The organism is Mesorhizobium sp. WSM3224, from assembly GCF_000427725.1.
Classification (GTDB): domain Bacteria; phylum Pseudomonadota; class Alphaproteobacteria; order Rhizobiales; family Rhizobiaceae; genus Mesorhizobium.
The window spans coordinates 22,672-38,012 of sequence record NZ_KE386578.1 but is presented as its reverse complement, the minus strand read 5'-3'; the positions used below and the strand labels follow the sequence as shown (position 1 = coordinate 38,012).

The window sequence follows — 15,341 nt, the reverse complement described above, 5'->3', positions numbered from 1 at the left end:
ACCCTTTACCGGCTTTGCTGAGAAAGGGATATCGTGATCTTTTGTTGGCGTTGTTATAGCCTGGCTTGAATGATTCGGTAGACTTGCATCCTTGAGCAGCCGACTGCCTTCGCTATTCCGGCTGGACCAAGCCCATCAGCATGTAGGGCCATCACACGGCTACGATCAAGGCGCTGCTTTCCGCCCTTGTAGACGCCGTCACGTTTAGCTTGCTCGATCCGTCCCGCTGGCGTTCTTTGATGAATCGTCGTTCCATTTGCGCGACCATTCCGAGTACTGTCAGCACGATGTGCCCCATTTCGCCTCGCGTTGAGACATAAGGATCAAGCACCGTGACGAAAGCGTCCTTCTGCTCGCATTCGTAGATCAGGTTGAGCACGTCACGGGTATCACGCCCGAGCGAGGCTCTTAAAAGCCACTTGCGCGACAAGATACGACCGGCACGGTCGAATTTGGCCGAAACCCGATGCTGTCGTTGCGCCACAAACTGCCGCCGACAACCTGCCCTGGCCGTCCCTCGGCATCCATCGATGACCGATAAGATCCGATCAGAAATGTGGGTAAAATGAGGGGTCTTTCTAAGGCTACCAACAAATTATCAGCTATTTCAATAAGCTAGTAGTCAAAGTGGCGCAGAGAGCGGCGGCCCTGAGTTATCGCAAGGTGGCGCGTGAAGGCGGGGATCCCTTTGCGACTAGGCGCGAGGCCCGCAAGGTTGTCCCAACTTTTCAGGCCGCGGCTGAGACCGTCCATTCCGAGCATGAGGTAAGTTGGAAGAACCCCAAGCACGCGAAGCAGTGGATCAACACCCTCACTCAGTATGCGTCCGATTATCGGCGATTATCGGGTAGATGCGATCGGAACCCCCGACGTGCTCAGAGTGCTCTCGCCCATCTGGTTGACCAAGCCTGAAACAGCAAGGCGAGTTCGCCAGCGGATCGCGACCGTCCTGGATTGGGCAAAGGCAGCCGGTTACCGCTTGGGAGACAATCCTGTCGAAGGGGTGAGCAGGGGACCGCTGGGCGCCTCAGCCAACGCCCGAAAGCTCGCCAGCGTGGCGACGCGCCCTGAAATTGGCCCTACGGGCTCGCCAGCGCGTTTTGGGCCGCCGCCGGTAGCGCTACGCGCTTTCCTGCTGCTTTATGTCCATTACCTTCACATCCAGACCAGATCGACGGCCTTGAGCAACGTCCGGGGCAAGCTTGAGGACCGGCTCGCCAGATGGCTGCTGATGTGCGACGACCGGACTGTCGGGAGCGACATCACGGTGACGCATTTCCTGGCCGTCATGCTCGGCGTCAGGCGCCCCGGCGTCACCATCGCCCTGCAAATTCTGGAAGGACGCGGCCTCATCTGGTCCCGGCGCGGCGAGGTTGCCATTCGCGACCGGGATGATCTGGTCGGTATTGCCGACGGCTACTATGGGCAGGCGGAAGCCGAATACGCGCTTCTGCTCGGCTGACCAACAGCCCACCATTTACCGCCAACGCGATAACGGCGGCCACAAGGAACAGGGTGCGACACCCCCCTCGCTCCCACGGGCAAAGCCTATCGATGCTCAAACCGGCGCCGCTGTCCTATAACAGTGTCGCATAAGGTAGCGGTAGCGTCTGTCGGTAATCAAGCGGAACCTAATATGCCTCGCATGCGTAGAGCTTGATGAGCACTCGCGGCATGAAGTTCCTTCACCAGTGGATGGCTGAGCATCTGCCGAACGTGATCACCGATGATCCGGCGGCCATCAGCGATCTCGTCAATGAGATGATGGAAGCGGCCAGTCGCGCAGGCATCAGCGCGGACGAAATCAACGAGGAAGTCGACAGCGTCTTCGACCTGATATCTGAAGCGATGCAACATAGAGGAAGTGGCTTGGTTGAGGCCGACCAAGCGGGCCTCAAAGTGTTAGCGGGTCGCTTGGCGAGAGAGGCGGGCATAACCGAGACAGAAGCTCGAGACCTTATCGAGCGCGTAGGGACCGATTGGGCCTCGCTGCTGCGTGAGGCCCATTTCCTGCGTGAACAGCACTAGGGGCGGCAAACACTGGCAGAATTCCATGGCGGAAAGACGGCTGTCAGCCCTGGAGGCAAGGCAGCCTAGGTTTCAGCAGCGCCAGCAGACAAACAGCCGAAAATGATTAGCCCTCATCTACGCCGAGCACTGAAGGTCTTCCGGGTCCATCGGCGTCACAAACGACAGAGCGATCAGGTCATCAACATCAATGCTGCCATGACCATTGTCCAAAACATCGGCGACCCTTTGAAAGGCCTGCATGTCGTCGATGCTTATGTTAGCCGCCTGCATTCTCTCTTGCAGATGCGTCACCTTGGTTTCCAAGGTTCTGGACGTTTCGATCATGATTGCCTCCATTAACAGCCAACGTTGTGTGCCAAACGCAAAGCATGAGCACCGCAGACATGACTGGGCCAATAAAGATGCTGATTGTCATGCCCACGAGCATGGCGATGCCCAATCTCTCGTCACGCCCGGCAACCGGCACAAAATCATCATTGGTGGAAATGAGCTCGATGGCGACGGAGGCGCCGCGATGCCGGTCCACATTGTCATTTGCCGAAGTAGCGGCGGTCCCGAGGTGTTGCCCTGTTCGGCGACACGTCCATGACTCAGGACAGGAATCGCATGCGCTCAAACGCACGGTCGAACTCCTGACGGGGCGGACTGTCGATGACTTTGGAAAAGGGCCAGCTTGGTCGAGTAGCCGAGCCGAACTTGGGTCCCGCAGGCCTCGCACCTGAAGGTGCTTACCGACTTGAACCACGAACCGGTTTTGACGATGGGGCGACGGCAGTTAGGGCAGTCATACTGAATGCTCACGTCCCGCAACTCGTCCGATATCGACATTGTTGTCTCCAGCTCGCGCCTTGGAGGAATGCCCGCCAGAGTGAGCGAGATGCGGACATCCAATCAGCTGACGAGGGATCTTTGTCCGCCAGTTCGCCTTAATGCTGCGGCGGCCGGTTTGTTTCCTGGCCGGGACCAAAGACGCGCGCGCTAAGACCACAGTCCCTGGAGAACTAGGCGGCCTCTCTCGTGTCGCGGTCGTTGACAGGAATGTGCTGGAACGACAGGTGAGGCCGTCGAGCCCAGTTCCTCTCAGCCTCGAGCAGTTCAGTCTCCCCAGTCAAGCCGTTCATGAACAGTCTTAGGACGTGCGCAGCTATACGCTCTCCGTCGTGGGAAGCAGGGAGTACGCCGCGCTCTTTGCAAACGGCTTGACAAACTTGGGCAAGCATCACGATATCGCTCGGCCCTAAAAATCGACCCGGGTACAACATACCGCTCTCTGTTGAAAAGCTGCTGATGGCCATCGATTACGCTAGGTCACCGACGGCCACAATTAACTATGATAGTCTTGCACCCGGCTCTGCAAAAAAATCGAGCGCGCTCCAAAGCCGCTTCGAACGGGCTGCCGTAATCCAACGTAGCCACAAGCGTTTGCGATGCCAGCATGCCCAGACGCACGAGCGGCTACGGTCGAAGGAGAGCGCCGCCAATTGCGCCCACACCGTTCGCACTCTCTCGCCCTTAGGCTGGGCGTACCCGGCTCGCCATAGAAGACCATAGCCCCGCGGACATCGTATCCAAGCACCGAGGCGTTGGCCACGAACTGGATGGCCATTTCCCAAGCTGGTCACATCGATCTTGGCCTCAGCTTTGTTGGTGAGATCGACGCTCCAGCCGCGGATCGGCCGCGACCAGCACCGTCACATTGGAGAGGTCCCGGCTATGGCGATCTCCCTAGCGGTGCGCAAATTCCCCGCCGAGGAGATCAAGACGCTGGACGCGAGGCCGTGAACTCATGGAGCGCTCCGGCCTGGGAGCAGCTTATTCTTGATCGTCAATGCGCTCCAGGATCGCGCGGTAGCGAACGCATACGGTAGCGTCCTGGTAGAAGTCCACTTCCGTATCGATGATCTGGTCGAGGCTTAGCCCGCGATAGTGTGCCTTGACCTTTGCTAGGACGTCTTGCGCTTGCTTGATTTCGCCGAGTTCGGAATGGCAGACGACAAGGCGAATGAGCGACCAAGGTGTCACTGTCACGACTTTCGCATAACAGTCAGCCGCCTCGCGATATCGCCCGGCCGTCGTCAGCAAGACGCCACGAAAGTCGTCATACCATCCCACGGCGTACGGGTCGCGACGCTGGGCTTCGGTGATTTCATCAAGCCCTTGCTCCGGCCTGTCCGTGTGATTGAGGAAAATAGCGCGGATGCTGAGAATGAACGGATCGTTCGGATTGAGCGCAACCGCCCGGTCAAGGCTGATTTCAGCTTGCCTGAATTGGCGTAAGTACAAGTGAGCGAAGCCGGTGGCGAGATGCCCATAGGCTTCGTCAGGATCAAGGCCCAATGCGGTTCTTGCGATCTCCAGTCCGGAATGCAAATGACCGGGATTGTTGTAGTCCCAATAGTACTTGATAGACTCCACAAAGCTGAGCATGGCGTAGGCGGCAGCAAACCGCGGATCGAGCTTTACCGCTTGGCGCAGAAACGGTTCCGCTTCGAGCACCGTGTCATAAACGGCTGCAAGTTGCAGCGCCCGCAAGTAAAACTCATAGGCCGACATGTTGTCGGTAGGCCGGGACCTGGCGCGCGACGCAATCGCGGTTCTGGTCTGTCGGGCCAGACGGGCCGCAATCATCTGGGTGATTTCGTCCTGTATGGCGAAAATGTCGTCGAGTTCCCGGTCGTAGCGTTCGCCCCAGATATGAGCCATCGAGGATGCATCGGTTAGCTGCACGGTGATCCGCACGCGGTTATCGATCTTCCGCACACTACCGTCGACGACGTACTGCACGCCAAGTTTCTTTGCCACCTCGGCCACGTCTTTGCCCTTGCCTCTGAACTGGAAAGAGGAGTTCCGTGCAATGACCAGAAACTCCTTGAACTTGCCAAGCTCAGCGATGATGTCTTCAGTAATTCCGTCGCTAAAATAGTCCTGCTCCGGGTCACCGCTCATGTTGTCGAAGGGAAGTATGGCGATGGACGGTCTGGACGACGCCGTCGCATCTGCCGTAGCCGCGAAGGGCTTGGGACCGGCATATTTATAGCCGCGACCATGCACCGTTGCGATCATTTCGGCAGACAGCAGCTTTCGCAGCGCTGAAATGTGGACCTGCAGCGTGTTCTCCTCCACCACCACGCCGGGCCAGACGGCATCGAAAAGCTCGGTCTTGCCGATCACCTCATTCGGCCTGTCGAGCAACATGGCGAGGATGTCAAAGGAACGAGCCGACAGCTCCACCGGACCTTGCGGCCCCAGCAACTGCCGTTCGGCGCGTTTCAAACGATAGTTCCCAAACTCCAAGTCCATCGGCCAAGAACCCGTCCCTCGCAGCCAAGGTAATCCAAGATGACCCTGAAGGCGAACTTCAGGCCTGTTCAGGACTTTTCAGGTTCGAGCCAAGGACCTGAGTGGGAAGCGGTGTCATTCTCACCGTCACAGGAGGACATCATGACTGACATCCCCACCACAGCCCCGACTGCCCGCCGACGCCTCATCCTGGCGCGGCTAGGCTTTCCGAGGCTTGCAATCGGCGCATCGCTCAACGCCATATCCGGTTTGTGGGGCGATGCGCTCAGGTCGGTCTATCTGGCCCCCTACGCCAGTATTCATCGCCAGCCGCAGGCCGCCCCGGACGATGACCTCGAAGGCCGAGATCCCAGTTGGTGAGCCACCAAGGCAAGCCGGGCACCCCGGGTTTGATCTTGGAGTCGGCGCACCCAGAGCGGCCGCCGCCGTTGTGCTTCGAGCTTTTTCGATTGTCGCTGCCGTTCTTGCTGTGCAAGGCGAGCGGAGCTATCGCGAAGATTGGCAACGAGCGCCGGTTTGCCGTCCCAGGTCACCTCGACGACGCGCATCTCCACCTCGGCCGGCCCGCTGCTTCGGGGCCGAGTTCCGGCTGCCATTTAAGGGCAACGCCCACGACCCGTGGCCCATTTTTGGCGAAAGACGATGTCGGCGGCGGCTTGGGTCGCCGTCGACACCACTGCCTCAGTGCTTGATTTCGATACGCTTGGCCTGCGACTGCGCTTTCGCGGTCTTCGGCAGTGTTACCGTCAGCACACCGTTCTTGAAGCGCGCGTCGATCTTGTCCTGCTCGATCTCGTAACCGAGGGGGATACGGCGCTCGAAGCGGCCGTAGTAGCGCTCTGAGAACTGCCTGTCCTTGTCCTCCGACTCGGAACGCTTCTCGCCCTTCAGCGTCAGCACGCCTTCGTCGAGCAGGACCTCGATGTCCTTCTCCTCCAGGCCGGGTACCTCGGCGGTCACCTTGACCGCCTTCTCGCCATCGGAAATCTCGACGCTCGGCCAGCCGCCGCCGAAGGAAGAAGCTCTGCCAAAGGCCGGCAGGCTAGAATCGAAGCCGCGGAACACGTCGTCGAACAGTCGGTTCACCTCACGATGCAGTGACAGGAACGGGTCACGATCACTGTCCCGAAAGACGCTGGGAAGCTGGTCGCCGTTGCCACGGTTCCAGGGAATAAGATCACGGACACTCATAGTTCGTCTCCTTATGTTCGTTCATGGATTACAATACTTTCCGGTGCGCCGGACACATCGTCCGGCGCCTTGATCCTGACGGGTCAGCAGATAGGCTCAGGCTGCCTGCTTGTCGGCCTCGATCTGCTTCGCCTCGGCTTTCGGCTTTGCCTTAACGCTGCCGATCTCTATCCGGCGCGGCTTCATCTCTTCGGGAATCTCGCGCTTGAGATCGATCGTCAGCAGACCGTTGACGAGGCTGGCATTCACGACCTTGACATGGTCGGCCAGTTCGAAGCGCCTACGGAAGGCCCTCTCGGCAATGCCGTGATGCAGGTATTCGGCACTGTCCTCGCCTGCCTTCTGGCCGGACACCATGAGCATGTTCTGCTCCTGGGTGATGTCCAACTCGTCCTGCGAGAAGCCGGCTACCGCCATGGTGATGCGGTAGTCGTCCTCGCCTTTTTTGGCGATATCGTAGGGAGGCCAGTTGTCGACGGTCTCCACGCGGCTGGCGGCTTCGAGCGCGTTCAACATTCGGTCGAAGCCAATGCCCGACCGGAACAGGGGGGTGAAGTCGAAAGTGTTTCTCATAGCCACATCCTCCTTTGAGCAACATGGGTACAAGGTGGTCGTCGGACGCTTTTTTGCATCCGCCCGACGTGCCGGTCCCCAATGGGCCTCGGCATTTTACGATTTAGTTAGGCGATTTAGCCGTTCAAGGTTTGAAAATGCAGTCTGCTTAGTCCGCCCGTAAATGTCCTGGCTGGAATGCCAGGCGGATAGGTATCGATCTTCAAGATTGTGCTGCGCCACGGAATTGCGGCGCGCTTCGGATGCGATGCGGGGCGGCGGCCGATGGCTATCGCCCCGCAGTCGACTGCTGATCAGGCGTGCAACGCATTCTCTATGGTTTCGACTGGCGGCGTCGTTCCGTCTTCCACCAGAATGTCCTTCTTTCTGGCGAACTGCACGAGAATGCCGCGCGCGGTCTCTGCGTCGATGTCGCCGACGAGCGCAGCTTTGCAGGCGCGGATCGCCGCCTTTTGCTCCGGACTATTGCCACACCAGTCCGTGACGAACTGGTATGCATCGGCAACGGAGTTCAACTGCCGCGGAAAACCAAGCCCGACCCAAACGCGAACGGGCTTTTCGAAAGGTTGGGAAAGCATCGTTTCCTCCCTCCGAAATGGTCAGGCGGCGGCAACGCCGCCGGGCTGGCCCGTCTTCCCGCCGGCCATCCAAGGCATCGCAGTGGCGACATCCTCCAAGATTTTCACCGAACGGGCAAAGCCGGCGAACGCGTCGCGAGCGACTTTCAACGGCACACTGCCGTCGAAGGCCCGGCAGCATGCCCGCTTTGCGGTCTCGTAGATCACGCCGCGCCGGTGCGACGGCCATTCATCGAGAAAGTCGAAGGCATCCTCGAGGCAGGCTATTTCCTGGATGAGACCTTCCGCGGCTCTCACGAAAACGGGGCTCTCGAATGTTCTCTCGCTCATAGAAACCTCCAATTGTTGAACGATTTCAGAGTTTGGCGATGGTCGCCCCACCGAGCGGCGGCGACCTGCGAAAAATATGTGAAGGCCGATTTCCAGCGTCAAGACCGGATGGTGGCAGTCCCAAAATTGCTGGAAATCTCAACCTCGATAATGACGGCAAGCGGGTCGGATTAAAGGAACGGATGCCATCGCCATTCGTTTTCCTTGGCCTCGCCCTTCAGGGCGGAAGGCGCTCAGGCGACAAGGCCCCGCCCGGCCCAGCCGGGCGGGTTCCCCGACACACAGAGAGGAAGCCTTGAAAGGCCTTTTCGTTCCGCAAGCGGCACGCTGACCGCCAAGGAATGCTCGGGTGTGCCGAGGCAGATCACCTGGTCCGCGTCGTCGCTGATGATGTCCAGTGTATCGCGAGGAGCGACCGGAACCGCAGCACGATGTGCGAAGCCGGACCGTCGCTACGGTGACGATGCCATTGTCAACCAGGACGACCGTTCGGCCACTGACGTGAACGGGCCGTCGGTTTCCGAGATAGAGCCTTCTCCGGCGCTCGATCTCGGCAAGCTGGCGGTGCTTTTCGGCGTCGATGTAGCCGGAGTCGGGTCGGACTATCGCCGTGACCTCTTCGTTGGGCACGAGTTGCGGATTCGCCTCGTCGACGACCGCGCCGATGCCGCATTCCGAGTGACCCAGTGCGCCGATCTTGGGCACCAGCAGAAAGTCGAGCGGCGCATGGAGCGCATTCGCGACCTAAGGCGACTGGAACGTCACCGCGCGGAAGCGCAAGGACGAGCGGGTCGGACCCGGCAAGTCCGTCAGGCGCCTCCGCCAGCTTGCGTCCCGCTGCTCTCCGATCTTTGAGTCTTGATCCGGTCCGGGCCGTTGCACAGGAACCAGTTCGTGGCGTGCTTCACCACTTCGCCGAGCGTGCCCGGTTCTTCGGAGAGATGTCCTGCGCGCCTTCGATGACCTCGAACTGCTTTACGATACGCAGCGCCAAGCGCGCACTGGTTCAATTCGATTACCGCACTGTCCAAGCTGCCGACCGGAAGCAGGGTCGGCGCGCACAGCAGGCAAACCGTCCATCGCCAGATCGGGCCGACCGCCGCGGACACGATGGCAGCGACTTGCGCATCCCGATGCGAGGCCGCCGTCAGCGCTGCGGTGGCGCCCGTGCTGGCGCCAAAATAAATCGGAACGAGATTTTCGGTGCTCTCATCCGAGGCAGCCCAATGTGTCGCCATCGTCAGCCGCGACGCAAGCAGGCCGATGTCGAAGACGGTTGCGCCTATCCTGTTCTTGCGACGGCGTCAGGAGATCAAGGAGAAGAGTTGCCAGCCCGACGCTGCGAAGAGCCGTTGCCGCATGGTTGTTCCGCGGGCTGAGCCGATCGCTGCCACTGCCATGGGCGAAGATGACGATGCCGCGTCCGGCCTCGAGCACGCCGAACAAGCTGGCGAGGCCATCGGTCCGATTGTGGCTTCTTCGATATCGTATGCGACCGGGGCGACCATCGCTACACTCCGAACGGATAGGTTTCCGGCATGCCCTGCCGTGCAGCGGTCGGCAATGGCGTCACCGCGCCGGTCTCTTCAAACCAGACAAAGGCGTCGAACTGCTCGGGCAGCACCGCCTCGAAGTAGTGGCTGTAGAGCTCGGTTTCGGGGCGGTAGATCACGCCGATCGCACGCTCCAGCCGTGGGCGAGAGAGCGCCTGGCGCAGGTCCTGTCTGTGCGGATCGGCAAGATACGTCAGCAAGCGGGCGATGCCCGTTTGCCGGAAGACCCGCTCATAGGAATCGCTGCGCGCCGGGACGACTTTCTTGACCCACATCTCACCGTCCCAGTCGTCGGCCGCAGCGACGGTACCGCGATCCGTACCGAAGCCTATTGAGACGGCCTCGTCGTCGTAAGCCGTCTTGCAGAGTTCGCCGATGTTGAATTCGCCCTGCCAGCCCATCGCGGTCGCCGCGGCGTTGCCGACATGGGAGTTGTGCGCCCACACCACCGCCTTTGCGCCAGGCCCGCGCGCTCTCAGGAGATGCCGAAGCGTGTCGAACATGTGCCGGTCGCGCAGGTTCCAGGATTCGGTCGAGCCGCGATACATGATGCGATAGTAGTGCTCGGCCGCCTGCACGATGCGCGCATTCTGGGCTGCGTCGAAGAATGCCTCGCCGTCCTTTGCTGCATACTCCAGTCTCCGGCCGAGCATTTCGCGCAGTTGTGCGACGACCTCCTCCTCGCAACTGTCGTGTTCGCTCATCGTGAGCGCGCGTCCGTACGAGCTCGGCTCTCTCTGCCAGGGTGTCAGGCAGCCGTATCTTTGCCGCGCCCGCTTTGCCGCGGGCGGATCGACTTTTCCCAGATAGTCGAGCACCGCCGCAATCGAACCGCGCAGGGAATAGACGTCGAGGCCACGGAACTCGATCCGGTTCGCCACGGACAGGCCTTCATTGTGGCGGCGCAGCCATTCGACGAAGGCGGCGACTTCCTCGTTGCGCCACATCCAGGTCGGGAAGCGGGCAAAGGCCTGCTCATCATAGGTGCCCGGCTGCATAAGGCGGACATGGCGGTCGATGCGGCCTGCGTCCGGCCAGTCGGCCTCGACGGCCACGATGTTGAAGCCGTGCCGTTCGATCAGTCGCTGTGTGATCGCCGCGCGAACTTGGTAGAATTCGGCGGTGCCGTGGGTGGCTTCTCCAAGGAGCACTATGCGCGCGCCTGCAAAGCGGTCGAACGCGTCCGCGAATATGTCGGGCCGCTCCGGAGGCGGAAGGTGCACACACGCGCTCCTGACGAGAGCAGCGGCCTCGGCCGCGCCTTCTGCCCGGACCTGTTCCGCATCCGTGTAAGACAGATCGGACATGACATCCTCCTTATCGGGTCCTACGCGCCGACGCTGTCCGGCCACAGCGCCTGGATGTCTTTCGGCAGGGCATCGCGCACCTTCGCCGACTGGCCGAGATCGACATGATGAGCGAGGGTCTTGAACACGGATCTCGCCGCATCTGCGGCGTCGACGGGCCTTCCACTCTTCAATTCGTCCGCCACGCGCTGGAGAAACTCTTCGACCGAGCGATCATGGACCGGCAATTTGGACGGCTTGTACTGGTCGTAGTAGGCGCCCCGGATCAGGAGCGGCAGTTCGGCTGCCAGATTGGCCCCAAGTTCCAGCGGCAACCTGTCACGCAGGGCGCGCAGGACAACGCCGAGCGTATGCCAGGCCACCTGTCGGTCGGGACCGAGGTCGCCCATGATCTGGTTCAGCCAGATATTGGTTGTCCGTAACGTCTTGTCGAAAACCTCGAGGCCGGTTGCGCTCATCGTCGCCTCCCTGACGAATATCGCCCGCCCGCCCGTTCACGCATAGAACACGCGACCGCGGGGATTGTTTCGTCAGTCCGGCGAATTGCCTGGGCTTAGCAGGTCGTTCAGCCGTATAGCGGCTCATGCAGCGAAGACTCCGGTCGCCGGTTCCGCATGGCGAAGCTCCTTGTCACCACAGCGGAAGGCGCGAACCAAGGTCGATGTTCGTCTCGTCATCTGCCGCGCTAAGCCTGCCGCGATGCGGAGTTTCGTGTCACGAGCGACAGAGGCTGCGGGAAAAATGAACGGATGTCGGCTGAACTCTTCCATGCCCACGGGCAGGAGTTGGTTACCATCAAATTCCGGCGCCTGAGGGAAATCCGATGGAAAAACGCGTGATTTGGTGGGACGAACGTTGAGCCCTAGCTACGTCGCTGCTGCTGCCAGCTGCGAGCAAAACCGATCAATACCGCTCCTGTGGTTCCGAGAAGGCAAACGAAGATCCAATTAAACAGCTGCGACAGCATCCCGGGTGCGAAGATGGCGCCGGGCATAAACGGATTGAGGTCCGGATACTCATACGTGACCCACTGAAGCAAGGCGACGACTAGAAAAGCGCCGCCGACCACTTGAAGGCATGCAGCGCAGAGCGCTTTCATTTTGCTCCGCGTTTGGCCGGTGCCTTCTTGGTCGGCTTCGTAGCCTTGCGACCCAGCCCGCTCGACTTGGCGAGTGCAGACCGCTGAGCAGCATAGTTCGGGGCGACCATGGGATAATCGCGCGCCAAGCCCCACTTTTCGCGGTACTCTTCCGGCGTCATGCCGTACTGGGCGCGAAGATGACGCTTCAGCGATTTGAACGTCTTTCCGTCCTCGAGAGAGACGATGTAGTCCGGGAACACCGACCGCTTTGGATTTACTGCGGGCTCTTGCTGCGGCTGATCGGCCGTAGCCGTTTTGCCAAGACCGGACAGTGAAGAATGGATAGACCCGATCAAGTCCGAAAGGCCGGCCGCTGGAACGGGATTGTTGCTCACGTAGGCGGAAACCACGTCTGCCGTTAGGCTGATTAGCTGATTGTTCCATTCTGTCGGTTCGGTCAATTTTGACACTCCTTTGCACTATCGCTTTGGTATTGGGAAACGCAGATGGCGCAAGAAGCCTCCTAGGCTATTACCCGCGAGGCTAAATTTTTGTTGTCGCAACCGGCTAAGGTGGGATGAGTATCAAACGGCTCCGCGCCTTGCAGACCCGTGCGGCGACCGCTTCGTTTCGTAACCGCCGGAACTCACCGATGGCCTCGCGCCGCTGGACTGCATCCAATCTGCGGCTAACACATTCGTTGATCTTCGGCGCGGCGAATATAGGGTTAGCCCCTGCTAGAAACAAAATCTTCAGCATAACCCGGCATCCTTCCTCGTTGGCAATGATTGGATGGCTCGGAGATGTTCGGAAGAAAGCAGCTCAAGCAACGACTGATTGTGGCAGATCGGATGCACCTTGATGTGGAAGATGCCCCCGCCGTCGCTGCCGAGGTGGACCGGCTTTTGGCGATGCGCACGCGCGATATCCGCCTCAAAGGCGGGGTCAAACTTCTGTTCCGAGCCCGTATCTGGTCGCAAACAGCGAAGATCATCCGCGCGTGGATGGTCTGGGTGGCTTTGCTGGATGTTCTGACCCTAGCGCTCAATATGCTGATGCTTCCAACCGCTATCGCGGAGTCTATGCTGTTGCCCGCAGCTATCATTCCGCCGGTAGCCGTGGTCGTCGTCTTTCTCTGGCGAAAGCCGCAGGCGCCTTGGATTCAGGGGGCATCGCTAATCGCAGGCATGTTCCTCATCTTGTTGTCGGTTGCGCTCGTCGGCGTAAGCGCGGGCGGCGAATTCTACGAACGGCATTTGAACATCATGCTTTTCGTGGCCATTACTGCCGTAATCATCTTCGGCATCCCGCTGGCTTGGACCGTCACCATTGCCGCCATGGCGCTCGGTCTTTATCTGACCTTCCAACTGCGGAACCCCAGCATCGAATTTGGGAGCGCTGTTGCAGCGACGCTGTTCTTCGCCAGCGGTATCTTCGCTACGGTCGTGGCGCGCCGCATCATGACAATTCTTGCTCAGAAGACTTTCTTGTTCGAGCTTCGCGACCGGCGCAGGGTCGCCGAATTAGCCAAAGCTAATGACCGACTGGAACTTCTGGCGAAGACCGATCCGCTCACAGGCATCGCCAACCGGCGCTGGATGACCGAAACGCTCGACCATTTGTGGGGGAGCGACAAACGGTGCCTGGACGGCGCAGCGATGCTGATGTGCGACATTGATTATTTCAAGAAGCTGAATGATCACCTCGGCCATGCCGAGGGTGACCGCTGTCTGGTCAAGGTCGCGACCATCATCCAGGAAAGCGTCAGGCGGGATTGCGATCAAGTGGCCCGGTACGGTGGCGAAGAATTCCTGGTGCTCCTGCCTGCGGTGGATGAGGAAGAGGCCATCTCAGTGGCCGAGAGAATTCGCAAAAGCGTTGAGGACGCCGGTCTGCCCAACCCTGGATCCCGCCTATCACGCCACGTTACCGTGAGCATCGGAGTCGCGGTTCAAGCGTCTGAAGAGGCCACTTCGCCCGAGCAGTTGCAGCGCCAAGCCGACGAAGCCCTCTATCTCGCAAAGGCAACGGGCCGAAACCGGGTGCTGCTGTACGGGCCGGAACCAACCGGGCTCAAACACGGGACGCTGATGACACCGAGAAGGCCAGCGACGCGCTAGCTGGAAACGGAGTCCGTTGACTGGAAGGCCGCCATAGGGCGGCTCCCCTCAACCAGAGTGCTGTTCCACGCCTTGTTGATTGAGGAGAGTTGCCAGCCCGGTAATGATCTGTGGCATGACGAAGGGCTTGGCTATCATGAGACTATTTGGTACCCCAAGCGACGGCCAATCGTCGGCGCCGTCGCCGCTCATGTAGATGACCGGCAAGGTGGGATTGGTACCTCGCAGGTGCCGGGCTACGTCCCACCCGGTTGGACCGTCTCCAAGCCTTATGTCCGCCACCAGAGCCGCAATGCCCTCTGGGTCACGATCAAAGACCGCAATGGCATCGATCCCTTTATAGATGGCGATCACCTCAAACCTAGCCTCGCGGAGGGAGCTTTCGATGTCTAAGAGGATGATACTCTCATCTTCGACTATCAGGACGGAGCCCGACGGCATTGGAGCCTGCTTCGTAAGTGATTTCCCCGACCGCCAACGGTCGCAGGCTCCGAACGTTCCCAAACTTGCTAACCGGGCAGCAGCATTTCCTCCTCCTTAGCGGCGTCCTCAAACAGCACACGGAACTCGTCACTCGGCATCTTGCCATCCAGCGCCGACAGGCAAGCCTCCGCCGCCAGTCGCCATCTGGGGCCACGACTGGGCCATTTCAGGAGTTCTTCGACGGCAGTATCGACACGGCTGATCCCAAGGCGGAACCCCGGGCGGTCGGTCTTCACATAAACCGGAGGGTTGAACCAAGAGTGGGGCATCACGCCTCTCGAACATCGAAGGCGATGAACAGCCCCTGTCTGACGGCTACATCAACGATCATTTCGACCAGCTGGCAGTCAGTCTCACGAAGATGAGGACCGCGTTCGCGCACCATTGCGATGGTCGCCTTCACGGAAATTATCTCGCCGGCTTGGGAGCCCTTGAGGGCTTCATGAACCAGCTCATTGGCTGGTTGCTCAGGCCACAGGGGCGACTGAATATCCATCCCTTCCTCCCAAAGAGACAGAACTTCAAATCGCATTCTTTGGCGCACTTTCCCGGAAAAACAAGAGTCGGAATCGTACAAAGCAACAGGTCAGTACCGGCCTCGATGGCGTTCACCTCCGAGAAGCCGAAGACCAACGTGGCACAAGCGCGCGACATTGGAATCCAGCCAGAGCACGCTCTTTGCCAGATGCTGGATTGCGCTCAACGGCAAGGCCTACTCAGCCACTAGGGATTCGATTTATCTCCGCAAGGAGATGTTCGCCGCCTGTGGTCCATTGAGCCGCCAGCCGGGCCGA

At 59.9% G+C, this 15,341-nt stretch carries 18 protein-coding genes and 2 pseudogenes; 5 read left to right on the top strand and 15 right to left on the bottom strand.

Annotated elements, in window-relative coordinates:
• Positions 1–53: 53 nt before the first annotated feature.
• Positions 54–400 (bottom strand): annotated as a pseudogene (locus tag YU3_RS38405) (recombinase family protein); the annotation flags it as partial.
• Between the two features lie 720 nt (positions 401–1,120).
• Between YU3_RS38405 and YU3_RS42035 the strand changes: the two are divergent.
• Both YU3_RS42035 and YU3_RS0135170 read left to right on the top strand, forming a co-directional pair.
• Positions 1,121–1,462: pseudogene (locus YU3_RS42035) on the top strand (helix-turn-helix domain-containing protein); the annotation flags it as partial.
• A 212-nt stretch (positions 1,463–1,674) separates the two neighbouring features.
• Positions 1,675–2,028, top strand: a complete 354-nt coding sequence (locus YU3_RS0135170) for a DUF768 domain-containing protein (protein WP_027170518.1) — start codon at positions 1,675–1,677, stop codon at positions 2,026–2,028.
• A gap of 117 nt (positions 2,029–2,145) precedes the next feature.
• Here the strand turns inward: YU3_RS0135170 and YU3_RS0135165 are convergent, their stop codons facing one another.
• Together YU3_RS0135165 and YU3_RS0135155 are read right to left on the bottom strand one after the other, a co-directional pair.
• Positions 2,146–2,355, bottom strand: a complete 210-nt coding sequence (locus tag YU3_RS0135165; protein ID WP_245273747.1) for a hypothetical protein — start codon at positions 2,353–2,355, stop codon at positions 2,146–2,148.
• A gap of 1,488 nt (positions 2,356–3,843) precedes the next feature.
• On the bottom strand, positions 3,844–5,304 hold the full coding sequence (locus YU3_RS0135155; RefSeq protein WP_245273746.1) for a winged helix-turn-helix domain-containing protein: 1,461 nt from the start codon (positions 5,302–5,304) through the stop codon (positions 3,844–3,846).
• A gap of 168 nt (positions 5,305–5,472) precedes the next feature.
• Here YU3_RS0135155 and YU3_RS0135150 point away from each other — a divergent pair, with 168 nt between their 5' ends.
• Positions 5,473–5,691, top strand: a complete 219-nt coding sequence (locus YU3_RS0135150) for a hypothetical protein (RefSeq protein ID WP_027170514.1) — start codon at positions 5,473–5,475, stop codon at positions 5,689–5,691.
• Between the two features lie 321 nt (positions 5,692–6,012).
• Here YU3_RS0135150 and YU3_RS0135145 read toward each other — a convergent pair whose 3' ends face one another.
• The 4 genes from YU3_RS0135145 to YU3_RS0135130 all read right to left on the bottom strand — a co-directional run bounded on the left by YU3_RS0135145 (position 6,013) and on the right by YU3_RS0135130 (position 8,003).
• On the bottom strand, positions 6,013–6,522 hold the full coding sequence (locus YU3_RS0135145; RefSeq protein WP_027170513.1) for an Hsp20/alpha crystallin family protein: 510 nt from the start codon (positions 6,520–6,522) through the stop codon (positions 6,013–6,015).
• 96 nt (positions 6,523–6,618) lie between these two features.
• Positions 6,619–7,095, bottom strand: a complete 477-nt coding sequence (locus YU3_RS0135140; protein WP_027170512.1) for an Hsp20 family protein — start codon at positions 7,093–7,095, stop codon at positions 6,619–6,621.
• A 293-nt stretch (positions 7,096–7,388) separates the two neighbouring features.
• Positions 7,389–7,673: a DUF982 domain-containing protein gene (locus tag YU3_RS0135135; RefSeq protein ID WP_027170511.1), complete on the bottom strand. Its 285-nt coding sequence runs from the start codon at positions 7,671–7,673 to the stop codon at positions 7,389–7,391.
• Between the two features lie 21 nt (positions 7,674–7,694).
• Positions 7,695–8,003, bottom strand: a complete 309-nt coding sequence (locus tag YU3_RS0135130; RefSeq protein ID WP_027170510.1) for a DUF982 domain-containing protein — start codon at positions 8,001–8,003, stop codon at positions 7,695–7,697.
• Between the two features lie 351 nt (positions 8,004–8,354).
• On the opposite strand from YU3_RS0135130, the gene YU3_RS41135 reads away from it, so the two are divergent.
• Positions 8,355–8,858, top strand: a complete 504-nt coding sequence (locus YU3_RS41135; protein ID WP_156913715.1) for a hypothetical protein — start codon at positions 8,355–8,357, stop codon at positions 8,856–8,858.
• Here the strand turns inward: YU3_RS41135 and YU3_RS41500 are convergent.
• The 5 genes from YU3_RS41500 to YU3_RS0135095 all read right to left on the bottom strand — a co-directional run bounded on the left by YU3_RS41500 (position 8,813) and on the right by YU3_RS0135095 (position 12,405).
• Positions 8,813–9,241: a hypothetical protein gene (locus YU3_RS41500; protein ID WP_198021778.1), complete on the bottom strand. Its 429-nt coding sequence runs from the start codon at positions 9,239–9,241 to the stop codon at positions 8,813–8,815. The two genes, YU3_RS41135 and YU3_RS41500, sit on opposite strands and share 46 nt — an antisense overlap.
• A gap of 272 nt (positions 9,242–9,513) precedes the next feature.
• The gene (locus YU3_RS0135115) at positions 9,514–10,863 is read right to left on the bottom strand and encodes an erythromycin esterase family protein (protein ID WP_027170508.1); all 1,350 of its coding nucleotides are present in this window, start codon (positions 10,861–10,863) and stop codon (positions 9,514–9,516) included.
• A gap of 20 nt (positions 10,864–10,883) precedes the next feature.
• A complete protein-coding gene (locus YU3_RS0135110; RefSeq protein WP_027170507.1) occupies positions 10,884–11,321 on the bottom strand; it encodes a DUF2267 domain-containing protein in 438 nt (145 codons plus the stop codon).
• 404 nt (positions 11,322–11,725) lie between these two features.
• Positions 11,726–11,962 (bottom strand): hypothetical protein, encoded by a 237-nt coding sequence (locus YU3_RS0135100; protein WP_027170506.1) that lies wholly within the window; start codon positions 11,960–11,962, stop codon positions 11,726–11,728.
• A complete protein-coding gene (locus YU3_RS0135095; RefSeq protein WP_027170505.1) occupies positions 11,959–12,405 on the bottom strand; it encodes a MucR family transcriptional regulator in 447 nt (148 codons plus the stop codon). The genes YU3_RS0135100 and YU3_RS0135095 overlap by 4 nt, the downstream gene beginning before the upstream one ends.
• A 390-nt stretch (positions 12,406–12,795) precedes the next feature.
• Between YU3_RS0135095 and YU3_RS0135090 the strand changes: the two genes are divergently transcribed.
• Positions 12,796–14,064, top strand: coding sequence for a diguanylate cyclase (locus tag YU3_RS0135090; RefSeq protein WP_036260477.1), 1,269 nt, complete (start codon positions 12,796–12,798; stop codon positions 14,062–14,064).
• Positions 14,065–14,112: 48 nt separating this feature from the next.
• Here the strand turns inward: YU3_RS0135090 and YU3_RS0135085 are convergent, their stop codons facing one another.
• The 3 genes from YU3_RS0135085 to YU3_RS0135075 all read right to left on the bottom strand — a co-directional run bounded on the left by YU3_RS0135085 (position 14,113) and on the right by YU3_RS0135075 (position 15,043).
• Positions 14,113–14,505: a response regulator gene (locus YU3_RS0135085; protein WP_027170503.1), complete on the bottom strand. Its 393-nt coding sequence runs from the start codon at positions 14,503–14,505 to the stop codon at positions 14,113–14,115.
• A gap of 68 nt (positions 14,506–14,573) precedes the next feature.
• Positions 14,574–14,816 carry a DUF982 domain-containing protein gene (locus tag YU3_RS0135080; protein ID WP_027170502.1) on the bottom strand — a complete coding sequence of 81 codons (243 nt, stop codon included), beginning with the start codon at positions 14,814–14,816 and terminating at the stop codon, positions 14,574–14,576.
• Positions 14,816–15,043 carry a hypothetical protein gene (locus YU3_RS0135075; protein ID WP_027170501.1) on the bottom strand — a complete coding sequence of 76 codons (228 nt, stop codon included), beginning with the start codon at positions 15,041–15,043 and terminating at the stop codon, positions 14,816–14,818. Before YU3_RS0135075 ends, YU3_RS0135080 begins: the two co-directional genes overlap by 1 nt.
• Positions 15,044–15,341: the final 298 nt, after the last annotated feature.

What these genes read in the sequence shown, in the direction of transcription:
- YU3_RS0135170 (WP_027170518.1), top strand. Translation starts at nt 1,675, where the DNA reads ATGAAGTTCCTTCACCAGTGGATGGCTGAGCATCTGCCGAACGTGATC.
- YU3_RS0135165 (WP_245273747.1), bottom strand. Translation starts at nt 2,355, where the DNA reads ATGATCGAAACGTCCAGAACCTTGGAAACCAAGGTGACGCATCTGCAA.
- YU3_RS0135150 (WP_027170514.1), top strand. Translation starts at nt 5,473, where the DNA reads ATGACTGACATCCCCACCACAGCCCCGACTGCCCGCCGACGCCTCATC.
- YU3_RS0135145 (WP_027170513.1), bottom strand. Translation starts at nt 6,522, where the DNA reads ATGAGTGTCCGTGATCTTATTCCCTGGAACCGTGGCAACGGCGACCAG.
- YU3_RS0135140 (WP_027170512.1), bottom strand. Translation starts at nt 7,095, where the DNA reads ATGAGAAACACTTTCGACTTCACCCCCCTGTTCCGGTCGGGCATTGGC.
- YU3_RS0135135 (WP_027170511.1), bottom strand. Translation starts at nt 7,673, where the DNA reads ATGCTTTCCCAACCTTTCGAAAAGCCCGTTCGCGTTTGGGTCGGGCTT.
- YU3_RS0135130 (WP_027170510.1), bottom strand. Translation starts at nt 8,003, where the DNA reads ATGAGCGAGAGAACATTCGAGAGCCCCGTTTTCGTGAGAGCCGCGGAA.
- YU3_RS41500 (WP_198021778.1), bottom strand. Translation starts at nt 9,241, where the DNA reads ATGGCGACACATTGGGCTGCCTCGGATGAGAGCACCGAAAATCTCGTT.
- YU3_RS0135115 (WP_027170508.1), bottom strand. Translation starts at nt 10,863, where the DNA reads ATGTCCGATCTGTCTTACACGGATGCGGAACAGGTCCGGGCAGAAGGC.
- YU3_RS0135110 (WP_027170507.1), bottom strand. Translation starts at nt 11,321, where the DNA reads ATGAGCGCAACCGGCCTCGAGGTTTTCGACAAGACGTTACGGACAACC.
- YU3_RS0135100 (WP_027170506.1), bottom strand. Translation starts at nt 11,962, where the DNA reads ATGAAAGCGCTCTGCGCTGCATGCCTTCAAGTGGTCGGCGGCGCTTTT.
- YU3_RS0135090 (WP_036260477.1), top strand. Translation starts at nt 12,796, where the DNA reads ATGCACCTTGATGTGGAAGATGCCCCCGCCGTCGCTGCCGAGGTGGAC.
- YU3_RS0135085 (WP_027170503.1), bottom strand. Translation starts at nt 14,505, where the DNA reads ATGCCGTCGGGCTCCGTCCTGATAGTCGAAGATGAGAGTATCATCCTC.
- YU3_RS0135080 (WP_027170502.1), bottom strand. Translation starts at nt 14,816, where the DNA reads ATGCCCCACTCTTGGTTCAACCCTCCGGTTTATGTGAAGACCGACCGC.
- YU3_RS0135075 (WP_027170501.1), bottom strand. Translation starts at nt 15,043, where the DNA reads ATGGATATTCAGTCGCCCCTGTGGCCTGAGCAACCAGCCAATGAGCTG.